A 25,534-nucleotide genomic window follows, 5' to 3' on the forward strand; every position below is an offset into this window, starting at 1 on the left:
GGCTACCGCCTCGTCCAGAGTTGATTCGCGGCGGCGGTGCAGGTCCAGAGCAGGACAAGAGTGCCGTTCGCGGTGTTGTTGTGGTCGACGTCGAGACACAGCTGGGACTGCGCGCCGCGGACGGTGCCGTCGGCGTTGAGCGTCCACTGCTGGTTGGCGCCCCCGTTGCAGTCCCACAGCTGGACCTTGGCGCCGGCGGCGGCGTTGACCGGCGCGTCGAGGCACTTGCCGAGCGCTTGCAGGGCCTGGCCGGAGCTGGTCCAGCGCTGGTTGGCGCCGCCGTTGCAGTCCCAGATGACCGGCTGGGTGCCGTTGGCCGTGTTGCTGTTGGGCACGTCCAGGCAGCGCCCGGAGGCGGCGCTGACCAGGGTGGCGGCACCGGAGGGAGTGCCGGTGCCCCCGCCGCTGACCCGGTACACGACGGTGCCGTGGCCTGGCACGGAGGCACTGATCGTCCCAGTGGTGGTGCTGGTCGCGCCGGACCAGGCGTCGCGCAGCGTGAACGAGGCGCCGGTCTTGCCGATCGCGGCGGCCGTGGTCGCGACCGTCGTGGTGCCGCTGCCCTGATTGAACAGGGCCACCGCGACGTCGCCGTTGGACAGCCGCTTGGCGAGCACCCGGCGCGTTCCGTCGTACGAGATCTGCGTGGCCTGCAGGCCCAGCGAGTCCTGGTTGATCGCGATCAGGCTCTGGTTCTTCAGGATCGTCTGGGTGGCGGTGTTCATGCTCCGGATGTCGTTGCCGGCGATCAGCGGGGAGGCGAGCATCGCCCACAGCGCGAAGTGGCTGCGCATCTCGGTATCGGTCATGCCGCCGCGGCCGACCTCCATCATGTCGGGGTCGTTGAAGGCGCCCGGCCGGGCGTATCCGGCCAGCGGCACGGTGACGTTGACGATGTTCTGAATGCCCATCGGGTAGCCGTTGGTCTGGCCGGTGTCCCACGCGTTGGTGATGTCCTCGGTGGTGCGCCAGATGTTGGCCACGTCGCCCCAGTTGCGCTGGGGTCCGGTCTTGGCGTGGAAGCTGTTGGGATTGATGCTGTAGACGATCGGCCGGCCGGTGGCGGCCAGCGCGTCGCGCATCTTGGCGAACGTGGCGACCTGCTCGTCGATGCTGCCGTTCGGCGAGCACCAGTCGTACTTGAGGTAGTCGACGCCCCAGGCGGCGAACTGCCGCGCGTCCTGCGCCTCATGGCCCTGGCTGCCGGTCGCACCCGGGTACGCGTTGGAGTACTGGGCGCACGTCTCGGCGACCGGCACCTCGTACAGGCCGAACTTGAGGCCCTTGCCGTGCAGATAGTCGCCGAGGGACTTCATGCCGCTGGGGAAGCGGCTGGGGTCGCCCTGCAGGTTGCCGGCCGAGTCGCGGTTGGGGTTGAACCAGCAGTCGTCGACCACGACGTACTCGTAGCCGAGGTCGCGCATGCCGCTGCTGACGATGGCGTCGGCCATCTGCCGGATCAGCGTCTCGTTGATGTTGCACCCGAAGGTGTTCCAGCTGTTCCAGCCCATCGGTGGCGTGCGGGCCACGCCGTTCTCGAGCGCCTGCGCGGCGGGGGCGCCCGACAGCAGCAGCACCGCCGCGGCCAGCATGATCATCAAGCGTCTCATGGGTTACCGCCTCGTCCAGAGTTGATTCGCGGTCGCCGTGCAGTTCCAGAGGACGACCGGGGTGCCGTTCGCGGTGGCGTTGCCGCTGACGTCCAGGCAGAGGCCGGACTGGGCGTTGCTGATCGTGCCGTTGGCGTTGAGGTTCCATCGCTGGTTCGTGCCGCCGTGGCAGTCCCACAGCTGCGCCTTGGCGCCCGCGGCAGCGTTCGTCGGCGAGTCCAGACATTTGCCGAGGGCCTGCAATGTCTGGCCGCTGACCGTCCAGCGCTGGTTCGCGCCGCCGCTGCAATCCCAGATGATCGGCTGGGTGCCGTTGGCCGTGCTGCCGCCGGGCACGTCCAGGCAACGGCCGGAAGCGGTGCCGACCAGCGCCCCGCCGGTGCCCGGGGTGCCGGGGTCGCCGATGGCGCCGGGGACCGCGCGCAGCGCCGCGTACCAGGTGGCGGCCATCTTGTCGTAGCCGCCGGCGGTGGGATGGATCCCGTCGATGAGGTCCGCGGTGGTCAGCGCGGCATGCATGTCGACAAGGTGGACCCGTTTGCCGGCGTTTGCCTTGGCCTGCACGATACCGGGTACGGCGGCGTTGAAGGCACGCGCGGCCGATTCCTGGCTCGCGGAGCTCAGCGGGATGATCGTCGCCACGAACACGTCCGCCGAGGGCGCCGCCGCGGCGATGTGGTCGATGAGGGCGGACAGCCGGTTCGGCGCGCCGCCGAGGTTGAAGTTCTGCAGGACGTCGTTGGTCCCGATGTGCAGCAGCACGGTACGCGGGCTGGTGCTGCCCAGCCACGCGTTGACGTTGGCGTCGATCTGATCGATCCGCCAGCCGGGGTGACCCTCGTGGTCGTGATCGCCCAGGGCGGCCGGGCCGTTGAACTGGGAGCCGACCAGGTCGACCCGGTAACCGGCGGCGGCCAGCCGCTGCCACAGGCCGATGCGGTATCCGCCGGGAACCTGGGTGCCTTCGGTGATGGAGTCGCCCAGCGGCATGACCCGCACGCCGCCGTTCGACTCGGCGGCCGCGCCGGCGGCCGGGACGGTGACGCCGGCCGCCATGACCATGGCGCCGAGCGCCGCGGTGACGAACCATCGCCTTCTTCTCTGCACGGGGATGCCTCCTGTCGGCCGGGCACGTGTTAGCGACAACAAAGGCTGGGGAATGGGGATGAGAACGTTAACAGCTTGATTCGTGAGATTGCCATATCGTTTCCGAACCTTCAAGCGGCCAATTTGAGCCCGATTGAGCCCCTGATAACCGGGCTGACTGTCGTACCTACGCGCGCATAACAAGTTTTCAGTGCCGCCTTCGGAAAATTCCATTCTTGACTCAAAGTTTGTGAAGGTTAACATCGACGAAATGTAATGGACCCGCGTGATCACCCTCAGGAGGACCGACGTGGAACCATCCCCGAGCCGACGCCACCGATGGCTGGCGGTGGCAGCCGCGGCATTGACCACGCTGGCCGGCGGCGTGTTCACGATCGTCAACGCCCCCGCGGCCTCGGCCGCGACGATCGACACCAGCGCCTGGTACGTGCTGGTCAACCGCAACAGCGGCAAAGCGCTCGACGTCTACAACCTCGCCACCAACGACGGCGCCCGGATCACCCAGTGGAGCCGCAACGACCAGAACCAGCAGCAGTGGCAGTTCGTCGACTCCGGCGGCGGCTACTACCGGCTCAAGTCACGCCTGTCCGGCAAGGTTCTCGACGTCTACAACTGGTCGACCGCCGACGGCGGCTCCATCGTGCAGTGGACCGACAACAACGCCGCCAACCAGCAGTTCGGTATCCAGGACATCGACGGGTACATCCAGCTGATCAACCGCAACAGCGGCAAGGCCATGGAGGTACAGGGCGCCTCCACCGGCGATGGCGGCAACATCGTCCAGTACGCCGACTGGAACGGCGCCAACCAGCAGTGGCAGCTCGTGCGGATCGGTGGCTCCACCCCCACGACGCCGCCGACGGGCGGCACCTGCACGCTGCCGTCGACGTACCGCTGGACCTCGACCGGCTCGCTGGCCAACCCGAAGTCGGGCTGGGCTTCCCTCAAAGACTTCACCACCGTGCCCTACAACGGTGGACACCTCGTCTACGCGACCACGCACGACAACGGCTCGACGTGGGGCTCGATGAACTTCGGGGTCTTCACCAACTGGTCCGACATGGCCTCGGCCAGCCAGAACGGCATGTCCTCCGGCACCGTCGCACCGACCCTGTTCTACTTCGCCCCCAAGAGCATCTGGGTCCTCGCCTACCAATGGGGCCCGACCGCCTTCTCCTACCGCACCTCCAGCAACCCCACCAACGCCAACGGCTGGTCGGCCGCGCAACCACTGTTCTCCGGCAGCATCTCCGGCTCCGGCACCGGACCCATCGACCAGACCCTGATCGGTGACGGCACCAACATGTACCTGTTCTTCGCCGGCGACAACGGCAAGATCTATCGGGCCAGCATGCCGATCGGCAACTTCCCCGGAAACTTCGGCACCTCCTACACCACGATCATGAGCGACACCACCAACAACCTGTTCGAAGCCCCGCAGGTCTACAAAGTCGCCGGTCAGAATCAATATTTGATGATCGTCGAGGCGATCGGGGCGAACGGCCGCTACTTCCGCTCGTTCACCGCCAGCAGCCTCGGCGGGTCGTGGACACCGCAGGCCGCCACCGAGAGCAACCCCTTCGCCGGCAAAGCCAACAGCGGCGCCACCTGGACCAACGACATCAGCCACGGCGACCTCGTCCGCTCCACCGCCGACCAGACCATGACCATCGACCCCTGCAACCTCCAACTGCTCTACCAAGGCCGCTCACCCAGCTCCGGCGGCGACTACGGCCTCCTGCCGTACCGCCCGGGCCTGCTGACCCGGCAGCGTTAGGAGTCGCCAGCGCGGGCCCGCGTTCGGCGCGGGCCCGCGTCGACGAAACCGGCGAGCCATCGTGCCGACGGGACGGAGTCGATGAAGACGGCCTTGGCCAGGAGGCTGAGCGGGATGGCGAGCACGGCGCCCAGCGGGCCGAGGACCCACGACCAGAACGCCACCGACGCGATGGTCACCGTCATCGACATGCCCACCGCGTCGCCGACGACCTTCGCCGGGACGATGGTGGTGACGATCGAGTTCAGGATGATGTAGACGACGATCACCAGCACCATGCTCTGCCACCCCTGGGTCAGCAGCGCCAGCAGGGCGGGCGGGACCAGGCCGATGATGAATCCGACGTACGGGATGAAGTTGCAGGCCGCCGCGAGCAGGCCCCACAGGAACGCCAGCGGGATCCCCAGGATGAGCAGGAAGACCACATCCAGCGAGCCCACGATGATCGCGAAGATGCCGGTGATGGCGACGTACCGCCGGGTGTTGGCCACGAAACCCGCGAGCGCGCCGGCCAGCCGTGGATGATCCTCCCGCAGCGCGACGGAACGGCCACTGATCTGGGCCGATTCGATGCCGACGAACATCAGCAGGCTGTAGACGAGGACCAGGCTCGCAGCCGTGCTCACCAGCGTGGGGATGTGCGCGGTGAGCCAGCTCGCCACCATCGTCAGGTCGAGATTCCGTACGATCTCGCGGATCTGCTCCGGCCCGACGCCGAGCCCGGTCAGGAAGTCGGCCAGCTCGCGCGTGGTCGTCGCGGCCTCGTCGAAGTACTGGGGCAGGACGGTGGCCAGCCGGGCGATCGCGTACACGACGATCGCCACCAGCCCGAGGATGACCCCGAAGATCGACAGCAGCAGCATGGCCAGCGCCAGGATCGCCGGGACGCCGCGCCGCACCAGGCCGGCGTAGACCGGATGGACCAGGATGACTATCACCAGCGCGAACGCCGCCGGCGTCACCAGCCAGGCCAGCTCCCGCAGGCCCAGCACGGTGACCACGATGCCGCCGAGCACCGCGAACGTGGTGACCGGCCACGGAAACTTGGTCGTCGTCGACTCCACACCGGCTCCTTCGTGAGTGACACCGGCAGCCTCGTGTGGAGTCGATCACGAGGAGCGACCAATAGCTAGGTTGTCGAGGAGATCAGTCCCAACCCGTCGACGAAGAGATTGCCACTGCCACTCCCGGCCCGGATCGTGACGGTGGCCGTCCCGGCCGCCAGGGTGAAGCCGGCGAGCTCGCGGCGCGTCCAGCCGCTCGCTGCGGGGAGGACGAGCGTGCGTACCGCCCCGCTCGCGTCCGTCACCGTCACCTGGGCGGCGCCGAGGGCGCCGGAGGTCTTGGCGAAGGCGGACAGCGTGTAGGTGCCGGCCGGCACGGTGATCTGTTGCCGCACGCCCTCCGAGCCGGCGACGATCTGCAGGGCGAAGCGGCTCCCGTTCGCGCCGCCCTTGACGTTGGTCACCCCGGTCGTGCCGGTCCAGCCGGTCAGCGGCGTCTGGATGACCCGGTCGGCCTGGAAATCGGGGTTGAGGATGTAGTTGTTCTGCGGACCCACCCGCCATTCCCCGGTGGTGGCGTTGAGCTGCCATTGGCTCAGCGAGTGGAACTCCGGCCGCGAGCCGGTCTTGTCCACCGGCATCCACTGGTTGTAGCCGATGCCGTTCCAGGCGAAGTCCGACCAGCGGTCGCCGGCAAAGATCACGGTGTGCTTCTTGGTGCCGTTGACGGTCACGAAGAACCCGGTCTGGGTCACGTGGCTGAAGTCCTTCTCGGTGCCGGCCAGCGTGTATTCGCTCGAGTAGGAGCCCTGAACGCCGCTGCCGGTCGACTCGATGACGTGCGCGACCGAGGCGTTCCAGCCGTGCAGGTCCGACGATGCGGCGTAGTACTTGCCGTCCAGCTTGAACATGGCGTTGCCCTCGCGGCCGCAGCCCGAGCAGTAGCCGATCTGCACGGCCGGTTCCGCGTAGAGCGAGTCGGAGTCGCGAAGCTTCGAGACGAACGTGCGCGCACGACCGGAGGCGTTGGAGAAGACCAGGTAGTCCTTGCCGTCGTCGTCGGTGAAGACGGTCTGGTCGCCGGTGGCCGCGGTGGGCGAGTTCGTGATCTGCCCCTGGACGGCGGCGCCCTGGAACGTGCCGGTGGGCGAGTCGCCGCGCAGGAAGACCACCCCGCCCGGGCCCTGCACGACCAGCACGTACTTGCGGGTGGTCTCGTTGTACGCCACGCCGAGACGCCCGACCCAGCCGCCGAGTTTGGTTCCGTTCGGAAGTGTGGTGTTCGTGGTGGCGACGTTGTTCTCGAACTTCCAGTGCGCCAGATCCTTCGAGGAGTACACCGGGATCGAGTCGAACGTGACCTCGTTGTCGTACTGCTTCGTCGGGCTGGCCCGGTAGTGCTCGGCGCCGAGGTAGTGCACGCCGTACCAGTAGTAGGTATCGCCGAATTTGAAGACGCCGCCGCCCTGGGAGTAGATCGGGTTGCCGTTGGTGTCGTTCCAGAAGGTGTCGTTGGTGATGGTCTCGAACGTCCCCTCATCGGCGGCCGTCGTGGCGAGTCCGGCCGCGTATTCGAAGGCGCCGAGGTCGGGGGCCGCGCCGCTGTAGGGCAGGCCGACGTTGGCGCCCTTGTCGATCAGCGTGCTGCCGGGCGCTAGGCGGAGGCTGGGCCGCACCGGCAGGCTGGCGTCGGCCTGGCGGGCCGCGTCCCAGCCCGACGTGGACACGCTCTGGAACTGGGCGTCCGACAGGGTGACGCCGAGGTTCCAGGAGTTGTACGAGGCGCTGGCGCCGGTCATGTTGGAGGTCAGGCTTCCGGCGTACGCGATGTTGTTGCGCAGGTTGCCGCGGCCGACGGCGGCGCCGCTCGCGTCGACGCCCAGCATGTTGAAATCCGGGTGGTTGTTGTAGGCGGTGTTGTTGAAGAAGTCGTTCGCCACCGGATGGTGGTTGGCGTAGAAGCCGGCCGACCGGTTGGCGAAGGCCACCGAGAAGCGGACGGTGTGCTTCACCGCGCCGGCGTCGTAATCGCCGCCGTACCCGCCGGCTTTGAATCCGTTGCCGTTGCCGGAGGCCGTCGTCGTGCCGGGGATGTAGCCGTTCTTCCACGCCCAGGAGCTCTCGATGAGCACCGGCGAGTACGCGTCGATGAGGTCGAAGCCGTCGTCGGAGTTGTTCCAGGCCCGGTCGCCGCGGAACACGTTGCTCGCGGTGCCGGCCGTCATGTAGTGCGCGCCGAACCCGTCGCCGCTCTCGCCGGCGCCGTTGGAGCTGAGCGAGTCGTAGTTGTCGTGCGAGTCGCTATTGAGGACGAGGTTGCCGGCTCCGGCGTTGATGAACAGCCCGGCGCCCATAGTGTGGTGGATGTTGAGCTGCTCGAACGTGTTGTTGCTGCCGGAGATCCACACGCCCCAGGACTCGTGGTTGAGGTTGTTGTTCTGCCGTACGCCGGTGATCTCCAGTCCCTTGAGGTGCAGGTAGCTGCCGGTCACGTCGATGCCCTTGATGCGGCAGTTGTCGGTCATCCGGGAGAAGTCGAAGACCGGCTTCTCCCCCGGGTACGCCCAGTAACGGATCGGGTTGCCGGCGCCGCCGCTCTTGTTCAGCGTGATCGCGTCGACCCGGCCGGTCTGACTCGGGCAGGTGGCATTGGCCCTGGTGTAGGCGTAGGTGCCGCCACGGAAGTAGACGGTGTCACCGGCCTTCGCGACCGACTGGGCCTTCGCGATCGTCGCCCAGGGCGCGGCCTGTGTGCCCGCCGCGGAGTCGTTGCCGTTGGGCGCCACGTAGTACGCCGCCGCCGCGTACGAGATGATGGGGTTGATCGTGATCGCCGCGACCAGAGCGGCGACGACCAGAGAAGCGCGCTTGATCATAGGAAACCGTCCATGGCGACGGTCGGGCGGCGGGTGGCCTCGTCCCAAGCCGAGCTGTTGTAGTTGTTGAACGACGGGTAGCCCTCGGGCTCCCAGAAGAACGTGCCGAGGCCGCCGAAGCCCTTGATCCCGCTGACGAACGCCTTTAGCGAGTCGCGCACCTGGGTCGGCTTGCCCACCGGACCGCCGTACTCGACCTGCATGACGGGCTTGCCGTACGAGGTCTGGATGGTCTTCATGTTGGCCACGATCGGCGCCACGTTGCCGCCCTGCCCGTACGAGGAAAGGCCGGTGATGTCCCACCGGCCGCCGTTGTCGCGATAGGCGTTGAGGAAGTTCTGGACGCTCGCGAGGTTCTGCGGCTGGGCCAGGTGCACCAGGACCGGCGTGCTCGGGAAGACCTGCTTGGACATGTCGTACGCGGCGTTGAGCAGGCCGGTCATCTGGGCGGGCTTGCTGATGCTGCCGGTCGGCTTGCAGATGCCGGAGTTGGTCTCGTTGCCGATCTTCACCCAGGCCGGCGTCACGCCGTAGTACTTGATCACGTTGCAGGAGTGGTACACGTAGTCGTACATCGCCTGCAGCATCTGGCTGTAGCTCATCCCGGCCCAGGCTGCCGGCGGGTTCTGCACACCGACCGAGTTCCAGGTGTCGCCGAAGTGGAAGCCGATGAGCACCTGCATTCCGGCGTTCTTGGCGCGCTGGGCGAGTTGCGCGGTCTCCTCGATGCCGCAGTGGCCGTTGGCCGGGTCACTGGACGGGTTCACCCAGGTGCGCAGGCTGATCGCGGTGATGCCGTAGCCCTTGAGGATGGTGAACAGGTCCTGCCGTACGCCGGCGCTGTTGTTCCAGTAGTAGCCCTTGGCCTCCATCTGGGGCAGCCAGCTGACGTCGGCGCCCTTGACGAAGGCCGCCGCTTGCGCCGCGGGTGGGTCGGCTGCGACGCCCAGGGCAACGGCGGCCGATCCGATCAAAAGGCTGCGTCGTCTCATGACGCTTCTCCTTCCATTGAAGAAGGTCAATGTATGAGCCTCGATGCCGCCGGGAAACCGCTTACCTGAAAAATACCGCTATAAGCTAATATCAGCCTTTCAGGCCGGACGTCGCGACGCTGCGCACGAAGTAGCGCTGGGCGAACAAGAAGATCAACAGGACGGGTACGACGTAGAGCGCGGCCGCCGCGGCCTGCACCGTCGGGATGTAGTCGCCGTGCGGATCGCGGTAGGTCTGGGTGATCGCCACCGACAGCGTGGTGTGGTCGATGTCGAGCAATAGCGCCGGCGCGAGATAGTCGCCCCACGTCCAGGTGAACGACAGCAGCAACGAGGTGAGCAGCACCGGCCGGGACAGCGGCAGGAAGATACGCCAGAAGATCCGCCCGTACCCGCAGCCGTCGATGACGGCGGCGTCCTCGAGGTCCTTCGGAATCGCGGCGAAGAACTGCCGGAACAGGAAGATCAGGTACGGCGAGGCGGCGAGTCCCCACAGCACCCACGGCCAATAGGTGTTGACCAGATGCAACTGCACGAACATCGCGTACGTCGGGATCAGCGTGAGGATGGCCGGCAGCATCATGGTCGCGAGCACCACCGTGAACAGCCAGCGCTGGCCGGGTCCCCGCAGCCGCGCGAAACCGAAGCCCACCGCCGCGCTGGAGAGGGTGATCAGAACCGCATAGGTGGTCGACAGGAACAGCGAGTTCCCGGCGTACGCCAGGAAATTGATCCGGGTGACCGCCTCGGTGAAATTGCTCCACTGCGGCGACTCCGGCAGGAAACGGATCGGGGTCGCCACCCATTCCACCGGCTTCTTCAGCGCGGCGAGCACCAGCCACAGAAAAGGGCCGGCAAAAAGCACGGACAAGAGCAGGAGCATCACGTACGAGCGGCCCGCGCTCACCCGGTCAGTCGTTCTCACGATCCACCTCGTAGTAGACCCAGAACCGGCTCGAGCGCTGGACCAGCAGCGTGATGACCAGGATGATCGCGAAGAACACCCACAGCATCGCCGAGCCGTAGCCGAACCGCTGGTTGGCGAACATCTCCTGGTAGACCTGCACCATGTAGAGGTGGGTGCTCTCCGGCACGTTGAGGTCCACCCGGCCGATGCTGTTGGTCTCGGCCAGCAGCAGCGGCTGCACCAGCACCTGGAGTGAGACGATCACACCGGTCACGATCTGGAAGAAGATCACCGGCGAGATCATCGGCACGGTCACATGCCGGAACACCCGCCAGCGGCCGGCCCCGTCGACGGTCGCCGCCTCCTCCAGCTCGGGCGGCACGCCCTGCAGCGCGGCCAGCATGATGACCATGCCGGTGCCCAGCCCCCACAACATCAGGACGATCAGCGCGTAGAAGGCCGTGGGATCCACCAGCCAGGTGACCGTGCCGGCGCCGAGTCGTTCGAAGATGGCGTTGAGCAGCCCGGCGTCCCGGTTGAAGACCAGCTTCCACATGATGGCCGTGGCCACCACCGGCACCACCGACGGCAGGAAGAAGATGGTGCGGAACAGCCCGACCGCGCGCAGCCGCCGGTTCAGCAGCACCGCCAGCCACAACGAGACGCCCACGCTGAGCGGCACCACGATCGCGGTGAAGGCCAGCGTGCGGACCAGGGCGGCCCAGGCGTTCGAGTCGTGCAGCAGCTCGGTGTAGTTGCTCAGGCCGACCCAGCGCCACAGCGACGAGCTGCCGTCGAAATTGGTCAGGCTCATCGCGAGCGCGTACGCCAGCGGCACCGCGGTGAGCAGCAGGAACCCGGCCACCCAGGGGGAGATGAACAGATAGAACGTCCGGCCTCGATACCGCGACCACGGTTTCACCTAGCCGATCCGATCCTTGCCCTGCTTGAGGAGCTTGTTGAGATCATCGGTGATCTTCTGAGCCGCCACATCGACGGTGATCTTCCGGCGAGCCGCCTGGTCGACGTACAGGTTCAGGGTGTTGACCCAGTTGGTGGCGGTGACGTACGGCGAGTCGGGCAACGGCGCCTGGAACGCCAGCTCGGCCTGCGCCGTCGCGTACGCCTGTTTCTGGTACGGCAGCACCTGCGGCATCTTCGGCAGCAGCGACTTCAACGCCGGCATCCCCCAGCCGCTCGCGGCCCGCTCCTGCGCCGGCTTCCCGGCCATGAAGTACTCCATGAGCTTCCATGCGGCGTCCTTGTTCTTGGCCTTGGCCGGGATCCACGCGCCGATGCCGGCGTAGCAGGGGCTGACCCGCTTGTCCCCCATCCGCGGCGCGGGCGCCATGCGCAGGCCGGATTGCAGGTCCGCCGGCGACTTGGTGAAGTTGCCGCCGTACCAGTAGCCGTCCTGGGAGATGGCCATCCGCCCGGCGGTGAAGGTGGACAGGTCGGCCGCGTCGGGCAGGGGGTTCAGCGACGACGGCGCCGCGCCGGACTGCGCGAGGTCGACGAGCCACTGCAGGGCCCGCTTCGCCTGCGGTGTGGTGAGGTCGGTCTGCGTCAGGTCGGCGTTGTAGATGCTGCCGCCCTGGGACAGCACCATTTGGAACAGCGGCCCGGACAGTCCCCATTGCCACTCGATGCCGAGCCCATACACGGTGGTCTTGCCGTCCTTGCGCACGGCGAGCTTGCGGCCGATCTCCAGCAGCTGGTCGTGGGTCACCGGCTCGGTCGTGCTGAGCGGGTCGACCTTCGCCTTCTGGAACAGGGCGCCGTTGAACCAGAGCGTGGCGTCCTGGCTCCAGTCCTTGGTGATCCCGTAGAACGGGCCGGCGCCGATCCGGTGGCCGTCCCACCGCCAGCTGTCGTTGACCGGCAACAGGTCGGCCGTTTTCAAGACCGAGCTCTTTTCCAGGTACGGGTCGAGCGGCGTGGCCAAGCCCCGGGCGTTGTTGTTGGCGCTGCCCACCGCGGGACCGCGGGCGAAGTCTGGCGGGCTGCCGGAGGAGAGCATCGCGTTGAGCCGGGTCTCGTCGTGCTCGATGAACTGGATCTTGAGGCCGGGGTTCTGGCTCTCGAAATCGGCTATGTGGTCCTTGGTGAGCTCGTTGCTCGCGTACATCACGGTGAGCGTCGTCTGGCCGCCTTTGCCGCCGCCATCGGAGCTCGCATCACAGGCGGCCAGTAGCGGAGCGGCCGCCGCGCCACCGGCCACCAGAACCGATCCGGCCAGGAAGCGCCGGCGACTGATATCGGGCATATCGACTCCCTTCCCCTTGGTGTTTCCTGAAGATGCTCTTCTAAAGTAGGTTTGTCAACGTTCGTAAAGTGATTTATAAAGTTGCTGTTCCGATGACGAGGAGCACCACATGTCGCTGTCCGCTCGTCAACTCCCCTGGCCGGCGCCGCCGCGGGCTCCACGGATGGCCAATGACGAGGACGTACGGCCCGGGCTGTCGCTCACCGACCGGTTCCTTCGCCGGGACGGGCAGCCGTGGATCCCGGTCTCCGGGGAGCTGCACTACAGCCGCGTGCCCCGCGACCGGTGGGCGGAACGGCTGCGGCTCATGCGCTCGGGCGGCATCACCGTGGTGTCGACGTATGTGCCGTGGATCCACCATGTGCCCGAGCGAGGTGCGCCGAGTTTCGACGGCAACCTCGACGTCGCCGCCTTCGTGGACCTCTGCCGCGCCACCGGCCTGGAGGTGGTGCTGCGGATCGGGCCCTGGGTGCACGGCGAGATCCGCAACGGCGGCTTCCCCGACTGGGTGCAGCGGGCGCCGGTCGCCCACCGCACCGACGACCCCGGCTACCTCGAGCTGGTCCGGGAGTGGTTCGGCCGGCTCGGCGCGGCGCTGGCCGGGCGGTCTCCCGTGCTGGCCATCCAGCTGGAGAACGAGCTGTACGACGAGCCGGACCACCTGGTCACGCTCAAGGGTCTGGCCCGGTCGGCGGGGATGTCGGCGCCACTGTGGACTGCCACCGCCTGGGACGGCGCCAAGCTGCCGGCGGACGAGGTCATGCCGGTCCACAGCGGCTACGGCGACGGCTTCTGGGCCGATGCCTGGGACGACACTTTCCGGCAGCAGTATTTCTTCGCGGACAAGTGGGACTCGGTGTTTCCGCCTGTCACCTGCGAGCTGGGCGGCGGCATGGCCACCGCGTATCACCGGCGGCCGTGGCCGTCCGCGCTCGACGTCGCGGCCGTGGCCCACTGCAAGATCGGAGGCGGGTCGGTCTGGCAGGGCTATTACATGTACGCCGGAGGCACGAACCCGCCCGGCACGCAGGAATCGCACGCGACGGGCTATCCCAACGACATGCCGCCGCTCGGCTATGACTTCCACGCGCCGATCGGCGAGGCCGGCGCCCTCGCGGCGAGCCACGCCACGCTCCGGCGGCAGCACGCCTTCCTCGCGGCCTTCACCCCCGACCTGACGCGGACGCCCAGCAGTCTGCCCGACCTGCTCCCCGCGAACGTGCACGACACCACCACGCTGCGGTGGGCGGTGCGCGGCAGCTTCCTGTTCGTGGCCTGGCACCAGCCGCACGTCCCGCTGGCGACCTACCGGGGCGCCCAGTTCCGGGTACGGTCGGAGACCGAGGAGCTGCTGCTGCCTTCCGAGCCGGTCGACATCCCGCCCGGAACCCTCGCCCGCTGGCCGCTCGCCCTCGACGTGGCCGGCGTCCGCATCGACTGGGCCACCGCGTCCGCGCTCACCGTCCTGCCCGGCCCGGTCCCGACGCTGGTGCTCTGCGCCGAGCCCGGCATCCCGGTCGAGCTCGCCGTCCACGGCCTCCCACCACGAACCGTCGCGCCGGGCCACGAGCCGGTCAGGGTGCGCGGCGGCGACCAGGTGCTCGACGTCCTCGTGCTTCCGGCCGGCGACGCGGACGCTGTCTGGGTCGCCGAGAGCCGCCGCCTGCTCCTGTCCGAGGATCGCCTCGGCTGGGGCGTGGACGGCCGGGTGGTCGCGACGACCGCCGGTCCCGCGCCCGCGGTGCGCGTCTACGACCCGGCACGGCGCGCATTCCGGCCGCTGTCGTTCCAAGGCGACGCGACGCTTACCGCCACCGAGGTGGTCGCGATGCCGTTGCGGGCGGCGAACCTCGCCGTTCCCGATGTCTACGGCATGCGGGACTCCCGGCAGTCCGCGCCCTCGGCCGCCGCCTTCGACGAGTTGGCGGCCATCTACCGGCTGACGCTGCCGGATTGGGCTCAGCGGCCCGAATCCGACGCCCTGCTGAGCATCGACTGGGCCGGGGACGTGGCGCAGCTGCGGGTCGACGGCCGCCCGGTCACCGACCGCTTCTGGGACGGCTCGCGCTGGCAGGTCAGCCTCCGCGACGCCGGCTGCATCCCCACCTCGGAGGTCACGTTGCACATCCTGCCCTTGTCGGCGGCCTCACCCGTCCAGCTGCCGGCGGAGGCGGCCGCCCGCGCCGGCGCCAGCCCCGGGCAGTTGCTCGCCGTCGACGGGGTGCGCGTCGAAGCGCAACGCGCCTGGCACGAAGCCGACTCAGCACGCCCTGGCCCGGCCACCGTTCGCGGGGTCATCGACGTCGATCTGCCGGGGCACCGCATCAGCCGGCACGTCTACGGCCACTTCGCCGAGCATCTCGGCCGCTGCATCTACGGCGGGTTCTTCGTCGGCGAGGACTCCCCCATCCCCCACGAGGGCGGCATCCGGCTCGACGTCGTGCAAGCCCTGCGCGAGCTCGCGATCCCCAACCTGCGCTGGCCCGGCGGCTGCTTCGCCGACGAGTACCACTGGCGGGACGGGATCGGGCCCCGCGACCGGCGCCCGCGGATGGTCAACAGCCATTGGGGCGACATCGTCGAGGACAACAGCTTCGGCACGCACGAGTTCATGGCCCTGTGCGAGCTGCTCGGCGCCGAACCGTACATCGCGACCAACGTCGGCAGCGGCACCGTCCGCGAGGCCGGCGAGTGGGCGGAGTACCTCACCCGCGCCGGCGACAGCCCGATGGCGACGCTGCGGCGCTCGAACGGCCGCGACGAGCCGTGGCAGGTGCGGTTCTGGGGGCTGGGCAACGAGCCGTGGGGTTGCGGTGGCGGGATGCGCGCCGAGGCGTACGCGGATCTGGCCCGGGTTTTCGGCACCTACAGCCGCGACCATGGCGGGAACCGTCTGTACCGGATCGCGGCCGGCGCCTCCGGCGACGACTACCGCTGGACCGAGGTGCTGATGCGGGCGCTGGGCCACACGCTCGGCTCGACCGAGGTCACCGGGCACGGCACCGGAACGTTCCAGGCGATCTCGCTGCACCACTACACGGTCCCGGGCCCGTGGGAGCACAAGGGCAGCGCCACCGAGTTCGACGTCGAGGAGTACTACTGGACGATGGCCAAGGCGGCCCGGATCGAGGAGATCCTGGCCGGGCACGCCCGGGTGATGGACGCCTACGACCCCGGCCGGACCGTCGGGCTGGTCCTGGACGAGTGGGGCACCTGGTACGAGGTCGAGCCCGGCACCCACCCCGGTTTCCTGTTCCAGCAGAACACCTTGCGCGACGCGCTGGTCGCCGGCCTGCACCTGGACGCCTTCCACCGGCACGCCGACCGCCTCGTGATGGCCAACATCGCGCAGACCGTCAACGTTTTGCAGGCCATGCTGCTGACCGACGGCGACGCGCTGGTCCGGACCCCGAGCTTTCACGTCTTCGCGATGAACAAGGGCCACCAGGACGCCGACTCGCTGGACGTCCGGCTGCCGGCCCCGCCACCCGTACGCCGGGTCGCGCACACCGACCTGGCCACGTTCCACGCCACCGCCAGCCGCCGGGACGGCCAGGTGCTGATCTCGCTGACCAACCTCGACGCCGATCAGGGCCTGGCCGTCGAGCTCCACCTGCGCGGCGCCCGGCTGGGCCATCCGACGGCGGCCGTGCTGACGGCTGATGCCCTCAACGCCCACAACACCCCGCAAAACCCCGATACCGTACGCCCACGGCCGCTCGACGACGTGCGGATCGAGGACGGCGTCCTGTGCGTGCGGCTCCCGCGGCACGCGTTCGCCACCGTCGCCCTTCCCCTGCTCCCATGAGCCGGCCGAACGGTAGGGTGAGGGATCCCGAAGGCCCGAGCCGAACGTTGGTCATGCCCACTCCGAGAGTCACGATCGCGCAGGTCGCCGCGGAAGCCGGCGTGTCGGCCATGACCGTGTCCAACGTCATCAACGCCCGCCCGGGCGCGTCGGAGTCGACCCGGCAACGCGTCCTGGAGGTCGTGGAGCGCCTCGGCTACACCCCGCCCAGCGCCCGCAACGGCAAGCGCGGCGCCACCGGCCTGGTCGGCGTGCTCACCCTGGACCTCACCGGCGAGTACAGCCTGGAGATCGTCCGCGGCATCGCCGAGGAGATCGCCGACGACGAGCGCGAGCTCCTGCTGAACGCCTCGCTCGACGCCATCCGCGAGCGCGACCGCATCGCTTTCTTCGCCAACGGTCTCGTCGACGGCCTGCTGCTCATCGCGCCGGTCCTCGAGCCCGAGACGGTGCAGGCGATCCAGGCCGGCGAGCTCCCGGTGGTCGTCATCGATCCCCGGCGCCTGCAGGTCGACCTGCCGAGGGTGACGGTCGATAACTACGACGGGATCCGGGCCGGCACCCAGCACCTGCTCGACGCCGGCCACCGCCGGATCGCCTACATCCGCGGCGAGGACGACCACGAGAGCACCGAGGAGCGCTACCGCGGCTACGCCGACGCCCTCCGGCTGGCCGGCATCGAGCCGGATCCCGCGCTGGTGGCGTCGTCCAACTTCAACCGCCAGGGCGGCGAGCACGCGGCCACGCACCTGCTGACCACCCAGCGCCCGACCGCCATCGTGGCCGGCGCCGACCCGATCGCCGCCGGAACCCTGGAGGCCGCCCGGACCCTCGGCCTGAGCGTGCCCGGCGACGTGTCGATCGTCGGCTTCGACGACCTGCCCCAGGCCGCACACACCACCCCACCGCTGACCACGATCCGCCAGCCTCTGTACGAGATGGGCCGCGCCGGCACCCGGGCCCTGCTGTCGCTGATCGCCCGCCAGCCGCTGGCCACCGACAACATCCGCCTGAGCACCGAGCTGATCGTCCGCGCCACGACCGCCCCGCCGGTCAGGATCGGATGAAATCCAACAGGTCGGCATTGATCACGTCCGCGTGCGTCGTCGGCATCCCGTGCGGGAACCCCGGGTAGGTCTTGAGCCGGCCGTCGGCCACCAGTTCCACCGCCCGGGGCGCCGTGGTCGCGGGATTGACGACCTGGTCGTCCTCGCCGTGCATGACCAGTACCGGCACGCTGATCTTCCGCAAGTCCTCGGTGAAGTCCTCGCAGAAGGCGGTGATCTCGTCGTGCTGCGCGATGGCGGCGCCGGTCATCGCCTGCCGCCACCAGCTCTGGATCACGGCTTCGGAGGGCTCGGCGCCGGGCCGGTTGAAGCCGTAGAAAGGACCCGCGGCCACGGCCCTGAAGAAATCCGCGCGATGACCGGCCAGCTGGGACCGGAAGTCGTCGAAGACGCTCGTGGGCAACCCGTCGGGCCGGCCCTCAGCTGCCATGACATATGGCGTCACCGCGCTGATCAGCACCACCTTCGCGACGCGGGTCTCGCCGTGCCGGCTGACGTAGCGGGCCACCTCGCCGCCACCGGCGGAGTGACCGACGTGGACTGCTTCGCGAAGGTCGAGATGCTCGGTCAGGGCGGCCAGATCGTCGGCGTAGTGATCCATGTCGTGGCCACTGCTCACTTGCGCGGAGCGGCCGTGCCCGCGCCGGTCGTGGGCGACGACCCGGTATCCGTTGGCGAGGAAGAACATCATCTGGGCGTCCCAGTCGTCGACGTAATCCGGGCCGGTCGCGTCCGGGAGAACGCGGGCCAGTTCCGCCCGGGATCGGACGTTCACCTTCGGGTAGATCCGGTAGCGATGAGTGCCGACCGTCCGCGGCGACAGGAACAGCCGCTCGCCGATCTGCCGGTTGCTCAGGCCCTGCGCCGCCAGCCGGGCGATCTGCTGCTCCTGGGGTGTAAGCGCGTCCCTCAGGTCCATCGGCTTGCGGCGCGTCTCGCCGATCGCCCGCAGTTCGGCCCGGGCGCGTCGGCCAAGGCGGTGTCATAGTCACCGGTGAGCACGGCACGGGCGTAACCGAGTCCGACCCGGAGCGCGGGTGAACGGCTCTGCTCGGCGATCGGCTCCATCTCGGACACCACCGGGCGAAGCTCGTCCAGGAAGCCACCCAGCATCGCCGCCTCGGCCAGATGCCCGAGCAGAAGCATCCGCTGGTGGGGGTGGTGGGAGTCGTCTGCCGCGTCGTAGACCCGCAACAACTGCCGGAACCCATCGTCCGCGTGGCCCTCGGCCAAGGCCGCGACGCCGCGCGCTCGCTGCACCAGAGCCAGCATCGGATGCCGGCGGCCGGCCGAGAACGCCTGCTCGGCGGCGTCCGCCCGGCCGCGGGCCGACGCGACGTCCCCGCGCAGCGCCTCAGCCAGCGCGGCGATCAGGCCGCCGCCCAGCGCCCAGTTCGGCTGGCCGACCTCCTCGGCCAGCGCGATGCACTCGGCGGCGAGCGGCAGCGCGACCCGGGCGTCGCCCATTCCGGCGTACGCGGCCGCCGCCACGTTGAGCGCCTCCGACAGGATGCCCAGCCTCCCGTGTTGGCGCAGGTCGGCGGCGCTGGACAGGGCCAGCGTCCCGGCAATGTCGAACGCGCCGATGGCCCAGGCCGCGACCGCCGGCTCGGTGCGCCAGCCCGGAGGCAGATCCACCCGATGCACGAGATGGCGCAGCCGGTCCAGCCCGGCCGCTCCGTACTGGACCGGCGCGATCAGCAGGAGGATGGCCGTCAGGCGCGGATGGTCTTCCGGGCCCGGTCGGCCGGGCGAAGCGCGTTCACGTCGACCTCGCCGATGAGTCGCCGGACGGTGTGGCCGTCGCCTTGCTCGTGCGCCAGGACGCAGGCCCAGACCTGGCGGCCACCGCGTGCGACCGGGTCCTGGCTGAGCTGGATCGCCCGGCCCACCGCGTCGAACGCGACGGCGACAGCTTCCCGTTCCGCGGCGTGACCGGCGGCTTCGGTGAGTTCCATGGCCAAGGCCTCGTCCGGCTCGGCCGCGGCCGATGCGCGGTGCCGGAGGCTGCGATCCGGGCTCGCGGACAGCACCTCGGCGAGCGCCGCGTGCGCTCGGCGTCGATCGCCGGGCGGCGCCTGCTGACGCAACGCCGAGCGGAGCAACGGATGCCGGAAGCGCAGCTCGAACCGCTCGTCGACGGTCACCAGCCGGGCCGTCACCGCAGGTTGGATCGCGGCGGTCGGCACCTCGTCGCCGGTCAGCACCGCGGCCGCGGCCCGAGCCTCGTCGAGGCTGCCGCCGTCGTTCAGCGCGGCGATCAGCAGCAGGTCCCGCATCCATGGGCGGGCCTTTCGCCGAAGGACAGAGTGATGGCGGTGGAGCCGGGTACAGGAGGCGCATGGTGGCGATCGACAAACCGGTGGCGCTGGTCACCGGGGCGGCACACGGTCTCGGGTTGGAGGTCGCCCGGCAGCTGGCGGTGGCCGGACAGCACGTGATCATCAGCGCCCGCGATCCCGCGGCCGCGGCCGCGGCGGCCGACCGTCTGGGGCCGGACGTGGCGGCCCTGCCGGTCGGCCTCGACATCACCGATCCGGACGACGTCCGGGCCGCCGCCGCCGCGTTGACCGCGACACCGGGTCGCCTCGACGTCCTGGTCAACAACGCCGCCGCGTACGTCGATTGGACCGGGACCGCGGCCGGCGCCGACCTGGACGCCGTCCGTCAGGTCATGGAGACCAACCTGTTCGGAGCCTGGCGGCTCACGCAGGCGCTGCTCGACCTCCTCCGGCGCAGTCCCGCTCCCCGCATCGTGAACGTCAGCAGCGGCGCCGGCTCGCACGGCGACCACGCCTTCGGCCTGACCTCCCGGGGCGGCGCTGCTGCCGGCTACGGCGTCAGCAAGGCCGCTCTCAACGCCCTGACCAGTACGCTCGCCGACGAGCTCGCCGGCACCGCCATCCTGGTCAACGCCGTTTGCCCCGGCCTCACCGCGACCTGGCCGGGCGCGGAGAGCATGGGCGCCCGCCCGGTCGCCGCGAGCGCGCCCGGCGTGGTCTGGGCCGCCACCCTGCCGGCCGACGGGCCTACCGGCGGCTTCTTCCGCGACACCCAGCCACTCCCCTGGTGAACTAGGTCCTGTTTCGTAACCCGGCCATGTGCGAGGCGAGGCCCAGGGGTCGGCTGGCGTCGCCCGCAGGGCGGTCGCATCCCGGTGTTGGATGTGGCCGTTCTGCGGGTGCCGTCAGGCGGCGCCTGGGCCACGCCGCAGCCCTGGTCGGGTTACGAAACAGGACCTAGGCCGCCGGGGTGGGCCGGCGCCCCGGGATGCGGCCCCACGGCTTCACCACGGCCAGGACGGTGGCGATCGTCAGGGTCGTCAGTGACACCGCCGGCGGGAAGAACAGGGACGAGACCGTGGACGGGTCCGTCGTGCCCAGCGGCAGGTCGCGGCCGTAGGCGGCCACCTCATCCATGCCGGGCTGCAGCAGGAACACGATCAGCGTGCAGAGCAGCAGGTTCAGGGCGAGTTTCACGGCGACCCACCAGTAGCGCAGCAGGCCGAACTTCGTGCCCAGGCCCAGGATCACGCCGGTGATCAGGCAGATCAGGCCGGAGGTCAGCATCGGCCACACGACGAAGGTGCCGAGCGCCTGGTAGGCCAGGCCGCGCACGCCGGTGTCCGAGCCGAACCAGCCGACGCCGACGAGGACGGCGACCATCACGTCGATGCCGATCCACGCGCCGGCGGAGACGATGTGGGTGATCAGCGTGACGCGGCGCCACGGGCGGCTGAGAGATCTCATGCTTCGACCCTGCCGGTCGGGCGTCCCGAGAACATCCGTTGCGGGGCGACACCGCCGCTACGTCGCGGGACGTACTCAGAAAGCCAGGCCGGACTGGTACGCGAAGACGACGAGCTGAGCGCGGTCGCGGGCGCCGAGCTTGATCATCGCCCGGCTGACGTGGGTGCGGGCGGTCGCGGGGCTGACCACCAGCCGCTCGGCGATGTCCTCGTTGCTGAGGCCCTCGCCGACCAGGCCGACGACCTCCTTCTCGCGGTCGGTGAGCGAGTCGAGTTGCGGGTGCGGCTTGCGGGCGCGGGACGGGCGGGTGGCGAACTCACGGACGACTCGCCGGGTCACCGACGGCGACAGCAACGCCTCCCCGGCGGCCACCAGGCGGATGGCCCGCAGCACCTCGGCCGGCTTGGTGTCCTTGGTGAGGAAGCCGCTGGCGCCGTGGCGCAACGCGTCGAAAACGTACTCGTCGAGCTCGAACGTGGTCAGCACGATCACCCGCGTACCGGTCATGGTCTCGTCGGCGGCGAGCCGGCGCGTCGCCTCGATGCCGTCGATGCCGGGCATCCGCACGTCCATCAGGATGACGTCGGGGTGGGTCTCGCGGGCCAGCGCCACCGCGGCCAAGCCGTCGGCGGCCTCACCGACCACGCGCATGTCGTCCTCGGAGCCGATCAGGGCGTTCAGGCCGAGACGTACGAGATCCTGGTCGTCGGCGAGCAGAACGTCGATCATGACCGGGTCACCGGCAGCACCGCGTGGACCCGGAAGCCGCCCCCGGCGCGCGGCCCGGCGGTCAGCTCGCCGCCGAGCGCGGCCGCCCGCTCCTTCATGCCCGCGATACCGCTGCCCTGCCCCGACGGCGGCGTCCCGCCGAGGCCGCTGTCGGTCACTTCCAGCTCGACCACGTTCGCCGCGTACGTGACGGTCACCTCCGCGCTCGTCGATCCGGCGTGCCGCAGCACATTGGTCAGAGCCTCCTGCACGATCCGGTAGGCGGCCAGGTCGACCGCATCGGGAAGAGGACGGTCGCCGTGGATCGCCAGGTTGACCGGCAGGCCCGCGTGCGCGAGCCGGTCCCGCAGAGCGGGCAGCTGGCCCAGGCCGGGCATGGGCGCGCGGTCCTCGTCGCCGCGCACGGCCATCAGCGTCGCCCGCAGCTCATCGAGCCCCTGCTTGCTCGTGCGGCTGATCGCGGTCAGCGCCGCCTCGGCCTGCTCGGGCTTGCGGTGCAACAGGTGCAGCGCGATCTCGGCCTGCATGTTGATCGCGGCCAGGCCGTGACCCACCACGTCGTGCACCTCCTGGGCGACCCGCAGCCGCTCGTCGTCGGCGATCCGCCGGGCGGCGTCGGCGCGGGCCCGGGCGGTCGCCTCCCGGCTGAGCCGCACCGTGACGCCCACCGCGAAGGGTACGACAACCCAGGCCGCGGCCGGGACCAGTCCTTCGACGCCGGGACCGCCGACGGACGGCACGAACGCGTGCACGCTGATCGCCACCAGGGCAGCCCCGGCGGCCACGGCGGCGGGACGCAGCGGCAGCGCGACCGCCACCGTGTACACCGCCAGCAGGAAACAGATCATGATCCCGCCGTACGCGTAGCCGCCGATCAGGTACGCGGACACGGCGACGGTGACGACGGTGAGCGTGACCACCGGCCAGCGCCGCCGGACCGCCAGCGACACGGCCGCGACCGCGATCAGGACCCGGCTCAGCGCGTCGAGCGGCATCGTGCCGGGCTGGTTCTCGGCCGCGTACCGGGTGGTGACCATGGCGAAGACCAGCAGCACCGCGGCGAGCAGCCCGTCGCCCACCCAGCGACGGGCCGTGGTGACCTCCATGAAGCTAGACGATGTCACGGCGGCGCAGCACGAGCGCGCCGACGGCGACGAACCCGGCGAGATAGCCCGCGACGACCAGCGCCGCCTGCCCGCCGCCGACGAGGGTCGCGACGCCCGGCGTGTCGGTGGCGCTGCCGAGCGCCGCGGCCAGCGCGCCCGTGTTCGGCCCGGGCAGGCCCTTCTGAGCCTGCGCGACCCACTCCAGCAGCGGCGCGGCCAGGGCGGAGAGCAGGTTCTGCACCGCCAGCATCCAGACCAGGCCGAGACCGATGGCCAGCGCGACCCCGCGCAGCAGCACCGCGAGCAGCACGCCGAACGCGGTCCACATGGCCGCCATCAGCCAGCCCGCGCCCAGCCCGGTCGCGAGGTCGCCGAGCGGCGGCAGCGCCGTCGACTGGTTCTCGACCGAGGCGATGAGCAGGCTCGACCCCAGGCCGAGCAGGAAGAGCGAGCCCACCACCACGAGCACCGCGACGGCGAGGGCGGCGAGCTTGCCCCCGTACACCGCGAGCCGCGACGGGCCCTGGGCGAGCACGGTCTTCCAGGTGTCCCAGCCGTACTCGCCGCCGACCGCCAGCACACCCAGGATGACCATGATCGCGCCGAGGAACACCGGCAGGCCGGCGATGGAGTTGCCGACCAGCTGTGCCGGCAGGAGGGCGTCGAGGCCGCCGGCGCTGCCGCTCTTGTAGCCGGTGTAGGGGATCACGTACGTGAACAGCAGGCCGAGCGAGAGCGCGACCGCCAGCAGCAACCAGTTCGCCGGCCGTTTGACGACCTTGACCAGCTCGGCCGTGAAGTTACCCCACATGTGCCTCACCCCCGGTGAGCTCGAAGAAGGCGTCTTCCAGGTCGCGTTCCACGGTCCGCAGCTCGCTGACCGTCACGCCCGCCGACACCAGCGACGTGTTGATCTCGCCGGCCCGGTCGGCGCCGACGGCGAGGTTCAGGCCGCCGTCGGCCAGGCTCACCGCGTCCGGCCCGAGCATCCGCCGCGCGTGCTCGGCCGCCCGGTCCAGCGGCGCGGCGACGACCCGCAGGTCGGCGCCCCCACGCAGGTCGGCGACGGTGCCCTCGCGGACCAGCCGGCCGCGGAAGATGACACCCACCCGGTCGCAGATCTGCTGCACCTCGCCGAGCATGTGGCTGGAGACCAGCACGGTGCAGCCGGCCGCGCCGAGCCGGCGGATCATCGCCCGCATGTCGGCCATCCCGGCCGGGTCGAGCCCGTTGGTCGGCTCGTCCAGCACGAGCAGGCGCGGGTCCTTCAGCAGGGCCGCGGCCACGCCAAGGCGCTGCTTCATGCCCAGGGAGTACTTCGCGTACCGGTCGCCGGCCCGACTGGTCAGGTCGACCAGGTCGAGGACGACGTCGACGCGCCGGGCGGCGACGCCCGCGTGCCGGGCGAGCACCTTCAGGTTGTCCCGGCCGGAAAGATAGGGATAGAACGCGGGACCTTCGATCAGCGCGCCGACCGGGCGGGCGTTCAGCGCCACCGTCCCCGACGTGGGCCGGACCAGCCCGAGCAGCATCCGCAGCGTGGTGGTCTTGCCGGCGCCGTTGGGGCCGAGGAAGCCGTACACCTCGCCGGCCCGCACGGTCAGATCGAGATCCCGTACGGCGAACAGCTCGCCGTACCGTTTGGTCAAACCTCGCGTGACGATGGGTTCCATACCGCCGACCCTGCCCGCCCGGCCCGCTCGCGGCGTCCGTCGAGGGGCGGCTCTCCGCGTACGGCGTCGTACGTACGGCCCTCGTCGAGGAACTCCTCGACCATCGGGGCCAGCAGCGCGGCCCGCTGCGGCAGCGAGGCATGCGTGGTGCCGGGCAGGATCGCGAGGCGGCTGCGCGGCAGTCCGCAGACGTCGCCGGGGACCCCGCCGCCGAGCAGCCGGAACATGCGTACGGCGTGCTCCGGACGGACGATGTCCGCGTCGCCCACGACGACCAGGGCGGGGGCGTGCAGCGCCCGGATCTGCGCGGCCGTCCATTCGAGCGGATGCGCGTCCAGCACCGCCATCTTGGTGACCAGCCGATCCCAGCCGGCCGGGTCGGGCGCGGTCCGCACGTACTCGTCGTGCAGCTCCGACCCGTACAGATGCTCGGGTTTGAGATTTTGGGCGTCCTCGAGCAGACCGGGGTGCAGGCCGCCTCGATCGAACGCCGGCGAGGCGAGCACGAGCCGGCCGATCCGCGACGGGTGGTGGGTGCCGAGCCGCAGCGCGACGGCGGCGCCCAGACCCCAGCCCAGCACGTCCACCTCCGGCAGGCCGAGACGATCCAGCAGGTGCATCACCTCGGCCGCGAAGCCCTCGACGGTGTACGGCCCCTCACAGTCGGCCGTCCGTCCGTGCCCCGGCAGCTCGATCGCGACCACGCGCCGCCTTCTCGCGATCAAGGGCAGCAGCACACCGTACGAGGTACGGATGCCGGACAGCGCGGCCGGCACGAGGATCAGCGGCCGGCCGGAACCGGCCCCGTGGTCCTCGAAATAGATCTCCATGCGCCCAGCGTGCGCGGCCGCCCTTACGGTTGG

At 69.9% G+C, this 25,534-nt stretch carries 21 protein-coding genes; 4 read left to right on the forward strand and 17 right to left on the reverse strand.

What is annotated here, in order from left to right; all coding sequences use genetic code 11:
* Positions 1 to 2: 2 nt before the first annotated feature.
* Together ACQPZX_RS34065 and ACQPZX_RS34070 are read right to left on the reverse strand one after the other, a co-directional pair.
* Positions 3 to 1,610, reverse strand: coding sequence for a glycoside hydrolase family 27 protein (locus tag ACQPZX_RS34065; RefSeq protein ID WP_433364494.1), 1,608 nt, complete (start codon positions 1,608 to 1,610; stop codon positions 3 to 5).
* A gap of 3 nt (positions 1,611 to 1,613) precedes the next feature.
* A complete protein-coding gene (locus ACQPZX_RS34070) occupies positions 1,614 to 2,672 on the reverse strand; it encodes a ricin-type beta-trefoil lectin domain protein (RefSeq protein WP_433385566.1) in 1,059 nt (352 codons plus the stop codon).
* A gap of 334 nt (positions 2,673 to 3,006) precedes the next feature.
* Here ACQPZX_RS34070 and ACQPZX_RS34075 point away from each other — a divergent pair, with 334 nt between their 5' ends.
* Positions 3,007 to 4,494: a non-reducing end alpha-L-arabinofuranosidase family hydrolase gene (locus ACQPZX_RS34075; protein ID WP_433364497.1), complete on the forward strand. Its 1,488-nt coding sequence runs from the start codon at positions 3,007 to 3,009 to the stop codon at positions 4,492 to 4,494.
* On the opposite strand, the gene ACQPZX_RS34080 is transcribed toward ACQPZX_RS34075, so the two are convergent.
* From ACQPZX_RS34080 to ACQPZX_RS34105, 6 genes are all read right to left on the reverse strand, one after another.
* A complete protein-coding gene (locus ACQPZX_RS34080) occupies positions 4,491 to 5,558 on the reverse strand; it encodes an AI-2E family transporter (protein WP_433364500.1) in 1,068 nt (355 codons plus the stop codon). The two genes, ACQPZX_RS34075 and ACQPZX_RS34080, sit on opposite strands and share 4 nt — an antisense overlap.
* 65 nt (positions 5,559 to 5,623) lie before the next feature.
* Positions 5,624 to 8,374, reverse strand: a complete 2,751-nt coding sequence (locus ACQPZX_RS34085; protein ID WP_433364503.1) for a right-handed parallel beta-helix repeat-containing protein — start codon at positions 8,372 to 8,374, stop codon at positions 5,624 to 5,626.
* Positions 8,371 to 9,366: a glycosyl hydrolase 53 family protein gene (locus ACQPZX_RS34090; protein ID WP_433364506.1), complete on the reverse strand. Its 996-nt coding sequence runs from the start codon at positions 9,364 to 9,366 to the stop codon at positions 8,371 to 8,373. Before ACQPZX_RS34090 ends, ACQPZX_RS34085 begins: the two co-directional genes overlap by 4 nt.
* A 91-nt stretch (positions 9,367 to 9,457) precedes the next feature.
* A complete protein-coding gene (locus ACQPZX_RS34095) occupies positions 9,458 to 10,291 on the reverse strand; it encodes a carbohydrate ABC transporter permease (RefSeq protein WP_433364509.1) in 834 nt (277 codons plus the stop codon).
* The gene (locus ACQPZX_RS34100; protein ID WP_433364512.1) at positions 10,278 to 11,195 is read right to left on the reverse strand and encodes a carbohydrate ABC transporter permease; all 918 of its coding nucleotides are present in this window, start codon (positions 11,193 to 11,195) and stop codon (positions 10,278 to 10,280) included. Before ACQPZX_RS34100 ends, ACQPZX_RS34095 begins: the two co-directional genes overlap by 14 nt.
* Positions 11,196 to 12,539, reverse strand: a complete 1,344-nt coding sequence (locus ACQPZX_RS34105; protein WP_433364515.1) for an ABC transporter substrate-binding protein — start codon at positions 12,537 to 12,539, stop codon at positions 11,196 to 11,198.
* A gap of 163 nt (positions 12,540 to 12,702) precedes the next feature.
* Between ACQPZX_RS34105 and ACQPZX_RS34110 the strand changes: the two genes are divergently transcribed.
* Positions 12,703 to 16,347 carry a beta-galactosidase gene (locus tag ACQPZX_RS34110; RefSeq protein ID WP_433364518.1) on the forward strand — a complete coding sequence of 1,215 codons (3,645 nt, stop codon included), beginning with the start codon at positions 12,703 to 12,705 and terminating at the stop codon, positions 16,345 to 16,347.
* A gap of 53 nt (positions 16,348 to 16,400) precedes the next feature.
* Positions 16,401 to 17,414 carry a LacI family DNA-binding transcriptional regulator gene (locus tag ACQPZX_RS34115; protein WP_433364521.1) on the forward strand — a complete coding sequence of 338 codons (1,014 nt, stop codon included), beginning with the start codon at positions 16,401 to 16,403 and terminating at the stop codon, positions 17,412 to 17,414.
* Here ACQPZX_RS34115 and ACQPZX_RS34120 read toward each other — a convergent pair.
* The 3 genes from ACQPZX_RS34120 to ACQPZX_RS34130 form a co-directional block, all read right to left on the reverse strand.
* Positions 17,401 to 18,333, reverse strand: a complete 933-nt coding sequence (locus tag ACQPZX_RS34120; protein ID WP_433364524.1) for an alpha/beta fold hydrolase — start codon at positions 18,331 to 18,333, stop codon at positions 17,401 to 17,403. The two genes, ACQPZX_RS34115 and ACQPZX_RS34120, sit on opposite strands and share 14 nt — an antisense overlap.
* Positions 18,324 to 19,052, reverse strand: a complete 729-nt coding sequence (locus ACQPZX_RS34125; protein ID WP_433364526.1) for a hypothetical protein — start codon at positions 19,050 to 19,052, stop codon at positions 18,324 to 18,326. Before ACQPZX_RS34125 ends, ACQPZX_RS34120 begins: the two co-directional genes overlap by 10 nt.
* Positions 19,053 to 19,129: 77 nt before the next feature.
* Positions 19,130 to 19,693: a hypothetical protein gene (locus tag ACQPZX_RS34130; protein ID WP_433364529.1), complete on the reverse strand. Its 564-nt coding sequence runs from the start codon at positions 19,691 to 19,693 to the stop codon at positions 19,130 to 19,132.
* 62 nt (positions 19,694 to 19,755) lie between these two features.
* Here ACQPZX_RS34130 and ACQPZX_RS34135 point away from each other — a divergent pair, with 62 nt between their 5' ends.
* On the forward strand, positions 19,756 to 20,487 hold the full coding sequence (locus ACQPZX_RS34135) for an SDR family NAD(P)-dependent oxidoreductase (protein WP_433364532.1): 732 nt from the start codon (positions 19,756 to 19,758) through the stop codon (positions 20,485 to 20,487).
* Positions 20,488 to 20,653: 166 nt separating this feature from the next.
* Here ACQPZX_RS34135 and ACQPZX_RS34140 read toward each other — a convergent pair whose 3' ends face one another.
* The 6 genes from ACQPZX_RS34140 to ACQPZX_RS34165 form a co-directional block, all read right to left on the reverse strand.
* Positions 20,654 to 21,163 carry a hypothetical protein gene (locus ACQPZX_RS34140; protein WP_433364535.1) on the reverse strand — a complete coding sequence of 170 codons (510 nt, stop codon included), beginning with the start codon at positions 21,161 to 21,163 and terminating at the stop codon, positions 20,654 to 20,656.
* Between the two features lie 75 nt (positions 21,164 to 21,238).
* Positions 21,239 to 21,892 (reverse strand): response regulator, encoded by a 654-nt coding sequence (locus tag ACQPZX_RS34145; RefSeq protein ID WP_433364538.1) that lies wholly within the window; start codon positions 21,890 to 21,892, stop codon positions 21,239 to 21,241.
* On the reverse strand, positions 21,889 to 22,998 hold the full coding sequence (locus ACQPZX_RS34150) for a sensor histidine kinase (protein WP_433364541.1): 1,110 nt from the start codon (positions 22,996 to 22,998) through the stop codon (positions 21,889 to 21,891). The genes ACQPZX_RS34145 and ACQPZX_RS34150 overlap by 4 nt, the downstream gene beginning before the upstream one ends.
* Before the next feature lie 4 nt (positions 22,999 to 23,002).
* On the reverse strand, positions 23,003 to 23,809 hold the full coding sequence (locus ACQPZX_RS34155) for an ABC transporter permease (RefSeq protein ID WP_433364544.1): 807 nt from the start codon (positions 23,807 to 23,809) through the stop codon (positions 23,003 to 23,005).
* On the reverse strand, positions 23,799 to 24,671 hold the full coding sequence (locus ACQPZX_RS34160; RefSeq protein ID WP_433364547.1) for an ABC transporter ATP-binding protein: 873 nt from the start codon (positions 24,669 to 24,671) through the stop codon (positions 23,799 to 23,801). The genes ACQPZX_RS34155 and ACQPZX_RS34160 overlap by 11 nt, the downstream gene beginning before the upstream one ends.
* Positions 24,644 to 25,501, reverse strand: a complete 858-nt coding sequence (locus ACQPZX_RS34165; RefSeq protein ID WP_433364550.1) for an alpha/beta fold hydrolase — start codon at positions 25,499 to 25,501, stop codon at positions 24,644 to 24,646. The genes ACQPZX_RS34160 and ACQPZX_RS34165 overlap by 28 nt, the downstream gene beginning before the upstream one ends.
* Positions 25,502 to 25,534 lie beyond the last annotated feature (33 nt).

This window comes from Actinoplanes sp. CA-142083 (genome assembly GCF_050942195.1).
GTDB lineage: Bacteria > Actinomycetota > Actinomycetes > Mycobacteriales > Micromonosporaceae > Actinoplanes.